16 protein-coding genes are annotated in these 13,923 nt (G+C 72.3%); 9 read left to right on the top strand and 7 right to left on the bottom strand.

Annotation, left to right across the window (positions count from 1 at the left end):
* The first annotated feature begins 19 nt into the window (after positions 1-19).
* Complete coding sequence (gene ppgK / locus AC3ERT_RS04720) at positions 20-757, top strand: polyphosphate--glucose phosphotransferase (protein WP_335980722.1); 738 nt, start codon at positions 20-22, stop codon at positions 755-757.
* Here the strand turns inward: ppgK and AC3ERT_RS04725 are convergent.
* Positions 678-1,337 (bottom strand): DUF6542 domain-containing protein, encoded by a 660-nt coding sequence (locus AC3ERT_RS04725; RefSeq protein WP_435172804.1) that lies wholly within the window; start codon positions 1,335-1,337, stop codon positions 678-680. The genes ppgK and AC3ERT_RS04725 overlap by 80 nt on opposite strands.
* A gap of 281 nt (positions 1,338-1,618) precedes the next feature.
* On the opposite strand from AC3ERT_RS04725, the gene ychF reads away from it, so the two are divergent.
* The 3 genes from ychF (at position 1,619) to AC3ERT_RS04740 (ending at position 3,603) form a co-directional block, all read left to right on the top strand.
* Positions 1,619-2,707 carry a redox-regulated ATPase YchF gene (ychF, locus tag AC3ERT_RS04730; RefSeq protein ID WP_335980717.1) on the top strand — a complete coding sequence of 363 codons (1,089 nt, stop codon included), beginning with the start codon at positions 1,619-1,621 and terminating at the stop codon, positions 2,705-2,707.
* Between the two features lie 216 nt (positions 2,708-2,923).
* On the top strand, positions 2,924-3,208 hold the full coding sequence (locus AC3ERT_RS04735) for a hypothetical protein (RefSeq protein ID WP_435172806.1): 285 nt from the start codon (positions 2,924-2,926) through the stop codon (positions 3,206-3,208).
* On the top strand, positions 3,190-3,603 hold the full coding sequence (locus AC3ERT_RS04740; protein ID WP_435125656.1) for a PIN domain-containing protein: 414 nt from the start codon (positions 3,190-3,192) through the stop codon (positions 3,601-3,603). Before AC3ERT_RS04735 ends, AC3ERT_RS04740 begins: the two co-directional genes overlap by 19 nt.
* 175 nt (positions 3,604-3,778) lie before the next feature.
* Here AC3ERT_RS04740 and AC3ERT_RS04745 read toward each other — a convergent pair whose 3' ends face one another.
* The 6 genes from AC3ERT_RS04745 to AC3ERT_RS04770 all read right to left on the bottom strand — a co-directional run bounded on the left by AC3ERT_RS04745 (position 3,779) and on the right by AC3ERT_RS04770 (position 7,692).
* On the bottom strand, positions 3,779-4,171 hold the full coding sequence (locus AC3ERT_RS04745; protein WP_435125659.1) for a type II toxin-antitoxin system VapC family toxin: 393 nt from the start codon (positions 4,169-4,171) through the stop codon (positions 3,779-3,781).
* Positions 4,168-4,434, bottom strand: coding sequence for a hypothetical protein (locus tag AC3ERT_RS04750; protein WP_435125661.1), 267 nt, complete (start codon positions 4,432-4,434; stop codon positions 4,168-4,170). The genes AC3ERT_RS04745 and AC3ERT_RS04750 overlap by 4 nt, the downstream gene beginning before the upstream one ends.
* Positions 4,435-4,825: 391 nt before the next feature.
* The gene (locus AC3ERT_RS04755) at positions 4,826-5,233 is read right to left on the bottom strand and encodes a PIN domain-containing protein (RefSeq protein ID WP_435125664.1); all 408 of its coding nucleotides are present in this window, start codon (positions 5,231-5,233) and stop codon (positions 4,826-4,828) included.
* Entirely contained in the window at positions 5,230-5,505 is a 276-nt protein-coding gene (locus AC3ERT_RS04760) for a hypothetical protein (protein WP_435172807.1), read from the bottom strand. The genes AC3ERT_RS04755 and AC3ERT_RS04760 overlap by 4 nt, the downstream gene beginning before the upstream one ends.
* A 119-nt stretch (positions 5,506-5,624) precedes the next feature.
* The gene (locus AC3ERT_RS04765) at positions 5,625-6,272 is read right to left on the bottom strand and encodes an alpha/beta hydrolase (RefSeq protein WP_435172808.1); all 648 of its coding nucleotides are present in this window, start codon (positions 6,270-6,272) and stop codon (positions 5,625-5,627) included.
* A 55-nt stretch (positions 6,273-6,327) separates the two neighbouring features.
* Positions 6,328-7,692 (bottom strand): class I SAM-dependent methyltransferase, encoded by a 1,365-nt coding sequence (locus tag AC3ERT_RS04770; protein WP_435125672.1) that lies wholly within the window; start codon positions 7,690-7,692, stop codon positions 6,328-6,330.
* Positions 7,693-8,035: 343 nt separating this feature from the next.
* Between AC3ERT_RS04770 and AC3ERT_RS04775 the strand changes: the two genes are divergently transcribed.
* The 5 genes from AC3ERT_RS04775 (at position 8,036) to AC3ERT_RS04795 (ending at position 13,915) form a co-directional block, all read left to right on the top strand.
* Positions 8,036-9,697 (top strand): molybdopterin-dependent oxidoreductase, encoded by a 1,662-nt coding sequence (locus AC3ERT_RS04775; protein ID WP_435172809.1) that lies wholly within the window; start codon positions 8,036-8,038, stop codon positions 9,695-9,697.
* Positions 9,698-9,822: 125 nt separating this feature from the next.
* Positions 9,823-10,485, top strand: a complete 663-nt coding sequence (locus AC3ERT_RS04780) for a fasciclin domain-containing protein (protein WP_435172810.1) — start codon at positions 9,823-9,825, stop codon at positions 10,483-10,485.
* 207 nt (positions 10,486-10,692) lie between these two features.
* A complete protein-coding gene (locus AC3ERT_RS04785; protein WP_435172862.1) occupies positions 10,693-11,937 on the top strand; it encodes an NAD(P)/FAD-dependent oxidoreductase in 1,245 nt (414 codons plus the stop codon).
* Positions 11,934-12,665 carry a DUF1365 domain-containing protein gene (locus AC3ERT_RS04790; RefSeq protein ID WP_435172811.1) on the top strand — a complete coding sequence of 244 codons (732 nt, stop codon included), beginning with the start codon at positions 11,934-11,936 and terminating at the stop codon, positions 12,663-12,665. The genes AC3ERT_RS04785 and AC3ERT_RS04790 overlap by 4 nt, the downstream gene beginning before the upstream one ends.
* The gene (locus tag AC3ERT_RS04795) at positions 12,662-13,915 is read left to right on the top strand and encodes a class I SAM-dependent methyltransferase (protein WP_335980702.1); all 1,254 of its coding nucleotides are present in this window, start codon (positions 12,662-12,664) and stop codon (positions 13,913-13,915) included. Before AC3ERT_RS04790 ends, AC3ERT_RS04795 begins: the two co-directional genes overlap by 4 nt.
* Positions 13,916-13,923: the final 8 nt, after the last annotated feature.

The following is a 13,923-nucleotide window of genomic DNA, read 5'->3' on the forward strand; positions in this document are numbered from 1 at the left end:
CACCTTTAACCTGGGGGCCATGAACATGTTCGGTGTGGACATCGGCGGTACGGGTATCAAGGGCGCTCCGGTCGATCTCGACCGGGGCGAGCTCGCGGAAGAGCGGTTCAAGGTGCTGACCCCGCACCCGGCGACGCCGGAGAGCGTCATCGACGGGGTGGCCGAGGTGGTCGGCCACTTCGGCCACTCCGGGCCGCTCGGCGTCACCTTCCCCGGTGTCGTGGTCGACGGGGTGACCCGCACCGCCGCCAACGTGGACAGCGGCTGGGTGGGCGTGGACGCGCGCAAGCTGCTCAGCGAGCGGCTCGGCCGGCCCGTGGTCATCCTCAACGACGCGGACGCCGCCGGGGTCGCCGAGATGACCTTCGGGGCCGGGCGGGGCCGCGGCGGCACCGTCATGCTGCTCACCTTGGGCACCGGGATCGGCAGCGCCCTGTTCGTTGACGGCCACCTGGTGCCCAATACGGAGCTGGGCCACCTCGAACTGCACGGCCACGACGCGGAGAAGCGCGCGTCGGTCAAGGCCCGCGAGGACGAGGACCTGAGCTGGGAGCACTGGGCGCGGCGGCTGAAGAAGTACCTCGCGCACGTGGAGATGCTCTTCTCACCCGACCTGTTCGTGATCGGCGGCGGGGTCAGCCGCAAACCGGAGAAGTTCCTGCCGCTGATCCACGGGATCAGCGCGGAGATCGTCCCCGCGGAGCTCCAGAACAACGCCGGGATCGTCGGCGCGGCGATGGCTGCCGCAAAGCTCTGACCGCCACGATCGCGGCGGCCAGCACCGTACCGGTGTAGAGCCAGCCGGTCATCGTGGCCAGGCCGGTGAAGACCCCCACCAGGTGCCCGACGAGGCTCCCGTCGCCCCCGTCGGCCGTCAGGGTGACGGCGGCGGCGAACGCGATGGGTGCCGCCACCGGCGCCGCCACCAGGTCGTACGGCCGTACGTACAGTGCGGCGGCGATGCACACGGCGACGAACACCAGCCCGAAGAAGGTGCCGGGGCCGTCGAAGAGGAAGGCGTCGGCGGCCCCGGCCAGCACGGTCACCACGGTGGTCAGGGCGCCGGTGCCCAGGCCCGTGAGGCGGGGACGGGGGCGGGGCAGGGCGCGCAGGCGTTGGGTGGCCGCGGTGAGGAGGGCGGCGCTGGAGGTGCCGGCCGGGGGCTTGCCGGGGGGTCTGGCGGGGGCCTTGCCGGGGCGCTGGTTCGGGCGCTGGTTCGGGTTCGGGGTCGGGCGGTTCGCGGTGCGGGGGGCCGCGGTGCGGGTGTTCGCGGGGGCCGCCGGCGCGGTGGGGACGGTGCGGGCGGTCATGCTCGTACGCGCTGTGTGTTGCTCCACCTACTCAACGTAGGCGCGTGGCGAGGGCGGCGCGCGCCCGGGACACGCGGATTCGCTCGCCTGGGCCCTCTGTTCGAAGTGGCCCGTTCGAGTGAGGGGTGGGGGTGGTGGGGGTGGCGGGCCCTGCGGGGTGGACGGCCGGCTCGCGGAGCGGGGGGGTGGGGGTGTGCTGCGATGCGGGCGGCGGGAGCGTGCTGCGATGCGGGCGGGGCCGGGGGCGGGGCGGCGGCCCGTAGACTGGTCGGCGCCAGCTCCCACCTCCTGCCACGGGAAGACGTCACGTGTCGCTCTCCATCGGAATCGTCGGCCTGCCCAACGTCGGCAAGTCGACGCTCTTCAACGCCCTGACCAAGAACGACGTGCTGGCGGCCAACTACCCGTTCGCCACCATCGAGCCGAACGTGGGTGTGGTCGGGGTGCCCGACCCGCGGCTGGACAAGCTCGCCGAGATCTTCAGCTCGGCCCGTACGCTGCCCGCGACCGTGGACTTCGTCGACATCGCCGGCATCGTCCGCGGCGCCTCCGAGGGCGAGGGCCTGGGCAACAAGTTCCTCGCGAACATCCGGGAGTCCGACGCGATCTGCCAGGTCATCCGCGCCTTCAAGGACGAGAACGTGGTCCACGTGGACGGCAAGGTCTCGCCCCGGGACGACATCGAGACGATCAACACCGAGCTGATCCTCGCCGACCTGCAGTCCGTGGAGAAGGCGATCCCGCGCCTGGCCAAGGAGTCGCGGATGCAGAAGGACAAGGCGAAGGTGCTGGCCGCGGCAGAGGCCGCGCAGACGATCCTCGCCGCCGGGGACACCCTCTTCTCGCACGGCATCACCAAGGGCACCGAGCAGGGCGCCCTGCTGCACGAACTGCACCTGCTCACCACGAAGCCGTTCCTCTACGTCTTCAACGTCGACGAGGACGAGCTGACCGACGAGGCGTTCAAGGACGAGCAGCGCGCGCTCATCGCCCCGGCCGAGGCGATCTTCCTCAACGCGAAGCTCGAAGCGGACCTCGCCGAGCTCGACGACGCCGAGGCCCTCGAACTCCTCCAGTCCGTCGGCCAGGACGAGCCCGGGCTCGCCACCCTCGCGCGCGTCGGCTTCAACACCCTCGGGCTCCAGACCTACCTCACGGCCGGCCCCAAGGAGTCCCGCGCCTGGACCATCAAGCGCGGCGCCACCGCCCCCGAGGCCGCCGGTGTCATCCACACCGACTTCCAGAAGGGCTTCATCAAGGCCGAGGTCATCTCCTTCGACGACCTCGTCGCCACCGGCTCCGTCGCCGAGGCCCGTGCGAAGGGCAAGGCCCGCATGGAGGGCAAGGACTACATCATGCAGGACGGCGACGTCGTGGAGTTCCGCTTCAACGTGTAGTCGCCGACGTGCCATTACGTCGCCGATCTGGCAAATGTGCAGGTCAGATGGGGTCCGGCCCTTCGGGGTCGGGCCCTTGGTTTTTTCCCGTGCTGGGATGGTGCTGGGATGGGACGGGGGTGCCCGTGCTGGGATTTGTCTGAGCGGGGCGCTGATCGAGCTGTGAAGGTAGTGCGGACGTGACGCTTTTCCTACTCGTTTGACACAATCGGGGCCATGGCTGAGGCGACGTACAGCATCGGGGAAGGGCCGGCGACGCGGGTGAGCTTGTCGCTGCCGGAGGGGACCGCGGAGGCGATCCGGGCTCGGGTGGGCAAGCGGGAGTTCTCCGCGTTCATCGCCGAGGCGGTCGAGCGTGAGCTGCGCGGGCAGATCCTGGACGAGTACCTGGCGGACTACGAGAGCCGCAAGGGGCCGGTCTCCGAGCCGGCTCGTCAGCGGGCGCGGCAGGTCTTCGACGAGGTGTTCACCGAAGAGGCCGAGTGGCCCGCCGCAGGCTGAGTCACGAGGGGACGCTCGTCCTCGACAGCGAGGGACTTTCGAAGCTGCTCGCTGACGAAGAACAGGTGGTTGCTCTGATCGCTGAGGCGCGCTCGCGTGGCATAGAGGTCGTGATCAGTGCGCTCACCATCATCGAGGCCGTCCACGCCCGTACGAACAAGTCCCGCCTGAACCGGGTACTTTCCGGGCTGCGGGTCGTTCCCGTCGCCGACGAGGAGGCAAGGGCTGCCTCGAAGCTGCTGATGAACGCCGGATTGCACGGACACAAGTACGCGATCGATGCGGCCATCGCCGAGGCCGCGCTGCGACAGCACCGCCCCGTGGTCATGCTGACTTCCGATATTGACGACATGGCCAAGCTGTGCGGCGAGCGGGTCCGGCTCGTGGCGGTGTGATTTCCCCCTGATCCGGCTCAGGAGGAGCGGCGTCCGTAGGGGCTCCACGCCGCCGGGAGCTGGGTAGCCGCTGGCGGCGCCTGAGTGCCGGCCGCCAGGCTCTGCTCACCCAAACCGATGATGAAAAGGCTCAGCGAGTACGCGAACGGGTCGGGTCGTCAGCTGTCATCGGTTGCTAGACGGTGCGGATGACGGGAGCGGGTTTGATGTCCTGGGCGTCGATGAGGGTGCGGATGTCGTTCGGGTCCGAGGTCCAGATGATGGCGCCGAGGCTGGCTGCCATGGTCACGACGGTGGCGTCGACGATGTCGGATGTGCCGGCCTTGCCGCAGAGGATGCCTGCGGCTTTGGCGGTTTCGATGCCGACGGGAACGACCTGGCACCCGGCGAGGAACCTGCCGAGTCTGACCTGGCGGCGGGAGTCCCGCCATGCCTGGCTGACGACGACGGACGGGACGTGGATGTCCCGGCCGTCGTCGAGGGCCAGGCTGTGGCGGGCCCACATGCGCCGGTCGTCGTTGTCGATGGCGATGAGCGCCCCGGCGTCGTACAGGTAGGGGATGTTCACGCGGCCGAGGCTCCGGGGCCGCTGAGGTAATCGGCGTCGGCGGCGGCGAGATCCGCGCGGGCGGCAGCGAGCTCTTCGGGGGTGAAGGCCCCGTGTTCTGCTTGCCACTCCTGGATGACGGCCCGGCCGGCCCGCAGGCGCAGCTCGCGTTCGGCTGCTCCGGCGACGAGGCGGGAGAGCGGGATGCCTTCTTCCTCAGCGGCTCCGGCTAGGGCTTCGACCAGAGATTCGTCGAGAGTGATAGTCACCTTCTTGGTAGCCATACATCAACCATAGCGCGGTATGGCCTTCGATGGTGGCGCATGGATCACGTGCCGACAAGCGTGGAGGGCGTGAGCGCATCCAGCGAGGAGGCAAACGGGTTCGACGCGGGACCTTCTCCTCGCCGCGTCAGTCTGGCGCCGGCGTGATGCCGACCATCCCCTCCTACGGCTACCGGTTCAAGAAGGCATGCCTCTCCGCCGGCCTGGTCGAAGTGGACGGTAAGACCAGGTTCACGCCTCGCAGCCTGCCAGGGCAGTGGAGGCGAAGAAGTGCCGCAGACTCGTGGGCGACGGGCCGGTCGTCAACGCGATCATCGTCGCCCTCGCAGATGCCTTCTACGAAGCACGCAGTCGATCAGCAGGTGGATTCAGCCTGAGTAGGGCCGAGGGGTCAGACGTCCTTGATCCGTACGCGGTCGCCGCACAGTTTCGACCAGTCGTCGCGGTCCGAGGTCAGTACGAGGACGGGTGCTGGGGAGCGGAGCGCCATCGCCGCGACGAGGGCGTCGATGGCGTACTTGTGCCCGTGAAGGCCGCCTGCGTCGCTCAGGAGCTGCACCGCGGTGAGGCTGTCCGCCTGGGTGACGTCCTGGACCTGAAGGCGGGAGAGCAGCCAGCGCAGCCGGGCAGTGTCCGTCTTCCCGTAGACGGCCTCCACCACGGTCAGGGCCGACACAAGGACGGGCACGCCCACGCGACGAGCAGCCTCGATCTGGGTGATCATCCGGCGGTCGTTGCGCAGCAGCAGCGATAGCGCCTGGGAGTCGAGCACCAGGCACCTGGCCGCGGGCTCCTTCATGCGGCGCTGTCACCGGACGCGTACGGCGCCGGTGCGTCGCCGAACAGTTCGCGCTGCGCGGCCTGGACCTCGGCCTCGCTCAACGGTTCGTGCTCGGCTTCATAGGCGGCCACGATCTCGGCGAGGCCGTCCATCGCCAGCTGGTGGCGGACCGCCGCGGTCACATAGGCGGAAACTCCGCGCTTGCCGGTGCGCGTGCGCAGGGCGCCGAGGAGTTCCGAGGGCATCGAGACGGAGATGTTCTCCGTGCCGCCGGGGCGGGAGGACGTCATGGCCACAAGTCTAGTACAGAAACTATTACAGCCCGGAGTGTTGCGCGGCCTGTATCCAGGGTGGGCGTTGTGCGTGGTCTGGTTCAACGTCTGACCGCTGCCGCGCTGCTCCTTGCTGGTCAGGCCGGCGGGGGCAGGGTGGTCAGGAGGGTGGCGATCGTGGGGGGTACGGTGCGGTGCCAGTAGGTGCTGGGGCGGAGCATCGCGTGGTCGCCGCCGGGGACGAGGGTGATGTCGGCGTGTGCGCCGGCTGAACGCGCCCGGTGGGTGAACGAGGCGGACGCGCGGGGGTCGGTGACCCGGTCGCGGTCGCCGTGGAGCACGACGACGCGCTTGCCCCGCAGGTGGGCGACCGGTTCGCCGTCGGGGCACCAGGGCGCCAGCGCCAGGACGGCCCGGACCTGGGGTGCCTCCGCGGCGCGCAGGGCGGCGCGGCCCCCCATCGAGTGGCCGACGAGGATCGTGGGGATCGCCGCGGGGCGGAGCGGGAGTTCCGCCAGCGCCTGGCGGACGTCCCGCAGCGGGTCGGCGTCCGGGCCGTTCCAGCCCCGCATGCGGTAGCGGACGCTGCCGACGAGGACGTCGTCCGGTGCCGCGGCGGCCACCGCCCGGACGAAGGGGTGCATCCGCAGGGCCGCCAGGTGCCAGGGACGTGACGGCGCCCGGCTGTCGGCCCGGCCACCGTGCAGGAACAGGACGGCGGCCACGGGGCGATCGGGCGCCCGGCGCGACAGCAGCGCGGGGGAGTGGGTGGTGTGCGGTGCCATGCCGGCGCCCCTTTCCTACGGCCGCCCTGAGGGTACGGCCCCGTCGTCCTGCTCCTCAGCCGGAGTCGCGCGCCGCCTGCCAACCCCCGGGTGCCGCGGGCATGCCCGCTCGCCCGTCGGCGGTGGGACGCACGGCCAGGACCTGGTCGACTCCCATCCGGCGCTCCTCGAAGGCCAGGGCCGCCCCCACCAGGTAGAGGCGCCACACGCGGGCCGTCTCCTCGCCGACGAGCGCGACGAAGTCGGCCCAGCGTTCCTCGAGGGTGCGGTGCCAGGCGGCGACCGTCAGGACGTAGTGCTCGCGGAGCGATTCGGCCGAGCGGACCTCGAGCCCCGCTTCTTCCAGCAGGGCGACCGTTTCGCCGAGCGGGCGCATGTGCATGTCCGGGGCGATGTACGCCTCGATGAAGGCGCCGCCGCCGGGCGCCGTCGCCCCCCGCGACATCTGCTGCACCAGCACGCGTCCTCGGGGGCGGACCAGCCGGTGCAGGGCGGCGGCGAACGCCGGGTACCCGGCGGGTCCGACGTGCTCGCCCATCTCGACCGCGGACACGGCGTCGTAGCCGCCGCCCGTGATGTCCCGGTAGTCCTGGCACACCACCTCGACCAGGTCCCGCAGTCCGCGTTCGGCGACCTGCTCCCGTACGTGGGCCGCCTGCTCTCCCGCCAGGGTGACGGCGGTGACCTTCGCCCGGTGCCGCTCGGCCGCGTACAGCGTGAGGGAACCCCAGCCGCAGCCGATGTCCAGCAGCCGCGCGCCCGGTCGCAGGTCGAGCTTGCGGCAGATCAGTTCCAGCTTGGCGCGCTGGGCGTCGGCCGCGGTGAAGTCCGGGTCCTGGCGCGTCCAGTAGCCGCAGGAGTACGCCATGGTCTCGTCGAGGAGCAGCCGGTAGAAGTCGTTGGACAGGTCGTAGTGGTGGCTGATGGCGGCCCGGTCGCGGGCCTTGGTGTGCAGGCCGCCGCGCAGCCGCGCCTGCGAGGCCGGTACGGGCGGCCGCGGGCCGGCGGCGCCCAGCAGGAGCGCCGTACCAGCGGCCCGGGACAGGTCGCCGGGCCCGAGGCGGGGCGCGTGCAGACGGCGTTCCCGCGCGGCGGCCCACATCGCGCGCAGACCGTCGGCGAGATCGCCCTCGACGTCGATCTCGCCGGTGATGTACGCCTGGGCCAGGCCCAGTTCGCCCGGCTGCCAGAGCAGACGGCGCAGCGCCCGCCGGGAGCGGATCACGACGACGGGGCCGCCGGCCGGGCCGGCTTCGCTGCCGTCCCAGGCGCGCAGGGCCAGCGGGAGCGGGCCGCCGAGCGCTGTTTCGGCGAGTGCGGCGAGCTGGTGGGCGGCGCCGGGCCGCGAGGTCCGGGACAACCGGGTGGTGCGCGGGGTCCGCGTGGTGGGGGTGGTCCGGGGCTTCCGGGGTGTCTTCATCGGGTGGGGGTCTCCTACCTGTAGGGGCGTTGCGCGAGCAACTCGTGACGATGCGCCGGATGCCCGCCGCCCCGCCCACCGGGAGCGCTCCGGACGCCCGCCTCGTACGGCGTCGGGCGGCGGTCGCGGCTTGACGCCGTACGCGGGTGATCCGAGGCCGTCAGGGGCAGCGGATTGGCCGGGGCGCCGGTCTTTCGCCGGCGGACGAGGGGTCCGGGGCGCCGCGGGTCTCCGGTCCGGACCACCGCCTCCTGATCGGGCCGCGCATACGCCGCGTTCGCCGAATTCCCCGTTATCCGTTGCCGTGGCCGCTGCGGATGGGTCCGGCGGAAATGTTCACTCGATGGGGGAGTTGACCAATCCACCGGACGCACGGAGCCGGATTCCGGCCGTGACCGACGACGAGAAGAGAACGCGGCAACGCCCCGGCTGGGCCCGGCGCGGCCTGGCCGCCGGCAGCGGCGTGCTGGCCGGCGTCGCATCGCTCGGCGTCGCCGAACTGGCGTCGGCGGCGGTGCGCCCGGAGGCGAGTCCGGTCGTGGCCGTCGGCGGGGCGGCCATCGACCGTACGCCCGCCGCCGTGAAGGACTGGGCCATCCGGCATTTCGGCACCGAGGACAAGACGGTTCTCCAACTCGGCATCCTCGCCGTGCTGATGCTCTTCGCCCTGGCGCTGGGAGCCGCGGCGCTGCGCTTCCGCCGTACCGGAGCCGCCGGCGTCATGGTGTTCGGCGTGGTGGGGGCCGCCGCGGCCCTGAACCGGCCGGACTCGACCGGTCCCACCGATGCGCTGCCCTCCCTGGCGGGTGCGCTCGCCGGAGCCGCGGTGCTCTTCCTCCTGGTCGGCCGTCTCACCCGCCCCGGGCGCGCGGGCGAAGCCGCCGACGTACCGGAGGTGCCCTCGTCGGGCGAGGGATGGGACCGCCGCGGCTTCGTGGTCGCGGCGACAGCGGCCGCCGCAGCGTCGGTCGGAGCCGGCGTCCTCGGCAGGAGCCTGAACGGTGCGCGCGGCCACGCCGCCGTCGCCTCACGCGCGAGCATCACGCTGCCGCGCCCAGCCTCGCCGGCGGCGGCCGTTCCCCGGGGCGCCGGGCTCGCGATCGCGGGGATCAGCCCCTTCGTGACGTCCAACAGCGACTTCTACCGGGTGGACACCGCTCTGGTGGTGCCGAAGGTGGACGCCAGCACCTGGCGGCTGCGCCTCCACGGCAAGGGTGTTGCCCGGCCGCGCACGCTCTCCTTCGACGACCTGCTGCGGCGGGATCTGGTGGAGCGCGACATCACGCTCACCTGCGTCTCCAACGAGGTCGGCGGTCCCTACGTCGGCAACGCCCGCTGGATCGGCGTGCGGCTGGCCGACCTGCTGGCCGAGTGCGGGGTGGAGCCGCCCTCCCGCGGCGGCCCGGCCGACCAGCTGGTGGCCCGCTCGGTGGACGGCATGACGATCGGCAGCCCGGTCGAGGACGTCATGGACGGCCGGGACGCCCTTCTCGCGCTCGGCATGAACGGCACCCCGCTGCCCTTCGCGCACGGCTTCCCGGTCCGCATGGTCGTACCCGGGCTCTACGGCTTCGTGTCCGCCTGCAAGTGGATCAAGGAGATCGAGCTGACCACGTTCGACTCCTACGACCCCTACTGGGTCAAGCGGGGCTGGGCCCGCCGAGCGCCGATCAAGACCGGGTCACGCATCGACACGCCGAAGCCCTTCGCTCGGCCGAAGGCCGGCGCCGTCATGGTCGCCGGTACCGCGTGGGCCCAGCACCGCGGCATCGACAGGGTCGAGGTCCGCGTCGACGACGGCCCCTGGCAGCCGGCCCGGCTCGCCGCCGAGGACACCGCCGACACCTGGCGCCAGTGGTCCTTCCCGTGGCAGGCGACCAGGGGCGGCCACACCCTCACCGTGCGGGCCACCGACCGTACGGGTGCGCGGCAGACCGACAAACGCACCCGCACCATCCCCGACGGGGCCAGCGGATGGCACTCCGTGGTCGTCACCGTCGACTGAGCCGCGCCGAGACCCGCCGAGACCCGCCAAGTCCCCCCAAGACCGTTTCCCCGTACCGACAAGGCAGCACCTGCTGCCGTGACATCCACTCATCCACTCATCCACCGATCCACCAGGAGAACCCCGTGAACACCCGTATCCGCCGTATCGCCGTCACCCTGGCCGCCGCGGCCGCCCTGCCGCTGGCCCTCAGCGCCTGCTCCGACAACAGCGGCGACTCCGCCAAGTCCGACTCCTCCGCCAAGGCGTCGGCATCCGCCGCCCCTTCCGACGACGCCATGAAGGGCTCCGCCGGCAGCACCGCCTCGGCCGACCAGCCGTTCGGTCCGGCCTGTTCGGCCGTGCCCGAGAACGGTGCCGGCTCCTTCGACGGCATGGCCCAGGACCCGGTCGCCACGGCCGCCTCCAACAACCCGGCGCTGTCCACGCTGGTGGCCGCGGTCAAGAAGGCCGGCCTGGTCGACACCCTCAACAACGCCCAGAACATCACCGTGTTCGCGCCCACCAACGACGCCTTCGCGAAGATCCCGAAGGCCACCCTGGACAAGGTCCTCAATGACAAGGCCCAGCTGACGAAGATCCTCACCTACCACGTCGTCGGCAAGCAGCTCGCGCCGAAGGACCTGGCGCACGGCTCCTTCCCGACGCTGGAGAAGGCGACGCTCACCACCTCCGGCTCGGGCGAGTCCTACACCGTCAACGGCTCCGCCAAGGTCGTCTGCGGCAACGTCAAGACGGCCAACGCCACGGTGTACATCATCGACAGCGTCCTGATGCCCACCAGCTGACACCGCGGGGCCCGGCCGCGGCGTACCGCGCGCCGAACGAACGGCGCCCCGGCCAATCCGCCGCCCGAGCCGCTCCGGATTACGAGCGAACAGTGATCACCGAGGGCGGGAGCGAAGACGATGGCGCGGACGCGGGCCGGGGCCGGGCACGATGCGGAGGGAGTGAAGGAACCGCGGAAAGGGGACGGCCGGCGGCGCCGTACGGCCGTGGTGGGCTCCGGCGTGGCCGGGCTGACCGCCGCGTACGTCCTCAGCCGCAGCCGGCACGTCACCTTGTACGAGGCCGACGGCCGGCTCGGCGGGCACGCGCACACGCACGACGTGACATCGCCCTCCGACGGGCGGGCGCACCGCGTCGACTCCGGGTTCATCGTGCACAACCGCCGCACCTACCCGCACCTGCTGCGGTTGTTCGACGAGCTCGGCGTGGCCACGCAGGAGTCGGAGATGAGCATGTCGGTGCGGTGCGAGGGGTGCGGCCTTCAGTACGCCGGTGCGCGCGGCCCGGCCGGGCTGCTCGCCCGGCCCCGGAGCCTGCTGCGAGGCCGCTACCTGCGACTGCTGTCCGAGGTGCCCGCCTTCCACCGGGCGGCGCGGCGGCTGCTGGCCCGCGGCGGCGAAGAGGGGCTCACGCTGGGCGGGTTCCTCGACCGCGAGGGCTTCTCCCCCTACTTCCGCACCCACTTCATGACCCCGGTGGTCTCGGCGGTGTGGTCCTGCGACGCCGCCGGCGCCCGGGGCTACCCCGCCGCCTACCTGTTCCGCTTCCTCGCCCAGCACGGCATGCTGTCGGTGGCCGGCTCCCCGAAGTGGCGTACGGTCAGCGGCGGTTCACGGGAGTACGTCGACCGCGTCGCCAAGCACGTCGCCGAGGTCCGCACCGGCACACCGGTGCGCGCGGTCCGGCGCCACGCCGACGGGGCCGAGGTCACGGACGGGGACGGCGCCACCGAGTCGTACGACGCCGTGGTGATCGCCGTCCACCCCGACCAGGCGCTGCGGCTGCTCGCCGACCCGACCGGGCCGGAGCGCGAACTCCTGGGCGCCTTCCGCTACTCCCGCAACGCCACGCTGCTGCACACCGACACCCGGCTGCTGCCGCGTGCCGCGCGGGCGCGCGCCTCCTGGAACTACCTGATGCCCTCGTGCACCGCCGACGCGGACCGGGTACGGGTCAGCTACGACATGAACCGGCTGCAACGCCTGGACGCCGCCGAGACGTTCGTGGTCACCCTGGGCGGTGAGGACCGCGTCGACCCGGGCCGGGTGCTGGCCCGCATGGTCTACGAACACCCCCTCCACACCGCCGAGTCGGTGGCCGCGCAGCGGCGGCTGCCCGAACTGAACAGCCCGGTCTGCGCGTTCGCGGGCGCCTACCACGGCTGGGGGTTCCACGAGGACGGCTGCCGCTCCGGCGCCGAGGCGGCCGCAGCGCTGGGGGCGCACTGGTGAGCGCCGTACCCGCCCTGTATCCGTGCACCGTCGCGCATGTGCGCAGCGGCCCCCGGCGGTACGCGCTGCGCCACCGGACGTACCTGTGGCTGGTCGACCCCGACCGCCTGCCCCGACTCCCCCTTCCGCTACGGCCGTTGGCGCGCTTCGATCCCCGTGACCACTTCACCGGCGAACAACCCTCGATCCGCGCCGGGTTGGACGGCTTCCTCGCCGCGCACGGTGTGTCCCTGGACGGCGGGCACGTCCTGATGCTCACCCACGCCCGGGTGTTCGGGTACGTCTTCAACCCCCTGACCCTCTACTGGTGCCACCGCCCGGCGGGCGACCTGCGCTGTGTGGTCGCCGAGGTGCACAACACGTACGGCGGCCGCCACTGCTACCTGCTGACGCCGGACGCGACCGGGAAGGCGGACACCCCGAAGGAGTTCCACGTCTCGCCGTTCCTCCCCGTCGACGGCCACTACCGCATGCGCCTTCAGGCCCCCGGCGAACGACTCGACCTCGCTGTGCACCTGGACCGCGAGGGCGGACGGGCCCTCACCGCGACCGTGCGCGGCGAGCGGCGGGAGGCCACCGCCCGCGGACTGCTGCGGCAGGCGCTGCGCCACCCCTGGTCCACCCTCGCCGTGTCGGCCGCGATCCGCGCCCACGGCATACGCCTCTACCTGCGGGGACTGCCGCTCCAGCCGCGCCCCGCCAGCACCCGCCCGGAGAAGACGACATGAAAACAGCGCAAGCACGCAGCGGCGCCGTGGACCCCGCCCGGTGGCCGGACGTCGCCGCGGTGCCGCCGGCGTCGCGGGCGCGCCGGACCCTGACCGAGGCGGTCGTCCGCCGAGCCCTGCGGGGGCTGCCGTTGCGGGCCCGGTTCGCCGGCGGGCAGACCCGGGGGCAGGGCGGGCCGCTGCTGGAGGTGCGCGACCCGGCCGCCTTCCACGCCCGGATCGGGACCGGCGGGCTGGTCGGCTTCGGCGAGTCCTACCTGGCCGGCGAGTGGGACGCACCCGACGTGGTCGCCGTCCTGACCGTACTGGCCGAGCACGTCGCCGACCTGGTGCCCGCCCCGTTGCAGCGGCTGCGCCGGCTGTGGGCGCCGCGCCACCCGCACGACGAGCGCAACACACCCGACGGGTCCCGGGCCAACATCAGCCGCCACTACGACCTGTCCAACGACCTGTTCGCGCTCTTCCTCGACCCCACCCTCACCTACTCCGCGGCCGTCTTCCGGGGATTCCCGGCGCGTTGGGAGCGGCTCGCCGAGGCGCAGCACCGCAAGATCGACCGGCTGCTCGACCTGGCCGCCGCCGGCGCGGGCACCCGGCTGCTGGAGATCGGCACCGGCTGGGGCGAACTGGCCCTGCGAGCTGCCGCCCGCGGCGCCCGCGTCACCTCCCTCACCCTCTCCCGCGAGCAGCGCGACCTGGCCCTGGAACGGGTCCGCGCGGCGGGACTCGAGGACCGGGTCCGCGTCGAACTGTGCGACTACCGCGAGGCCCGCGGCACGTACGACGCCGTGGTCAGCGTGGAGATGATCGAGGCGGTCGGCGCGGAGTTCTGGCCGGCGTACTTCCGCACACTCGACGAGCGGCTGGCGCCGGGCGGCCGGGTCGCGCTGCAAGCGATCACCATGCCGCACGAGCGGATGCTCGCCTCCCGCGGCACCTTCACCTGGATTCACAAGTACGTCTTCCCCGGCGGCCTCATCCCCTCCACGCGGGCGATCGAGGAGACCGTCCGCGACCACACCCGCTTGCGCCTCACCCGCCGCGACGCTTTCGGCGCCCACTACGCCGAGACGCTGCGCCTGTGGCGGGAGCGCTTCACCGAACGCGCCGAGGAGACGGCGGCGCTGGGCTTCGACGAGACCTTCCGCCGGCTGTGGACCTTCTACCTCGCCTACTCCGAGGCCGGTTTCCGGGCCGGCTACCTCGATGTCCAGCAGTACCTCTTCACGAAGGAGGGGCCCGCGCGATGAGCAGCGTC

The organism is Actinacidiphila sp. bgisy145 (assembly GCF_057708125.1).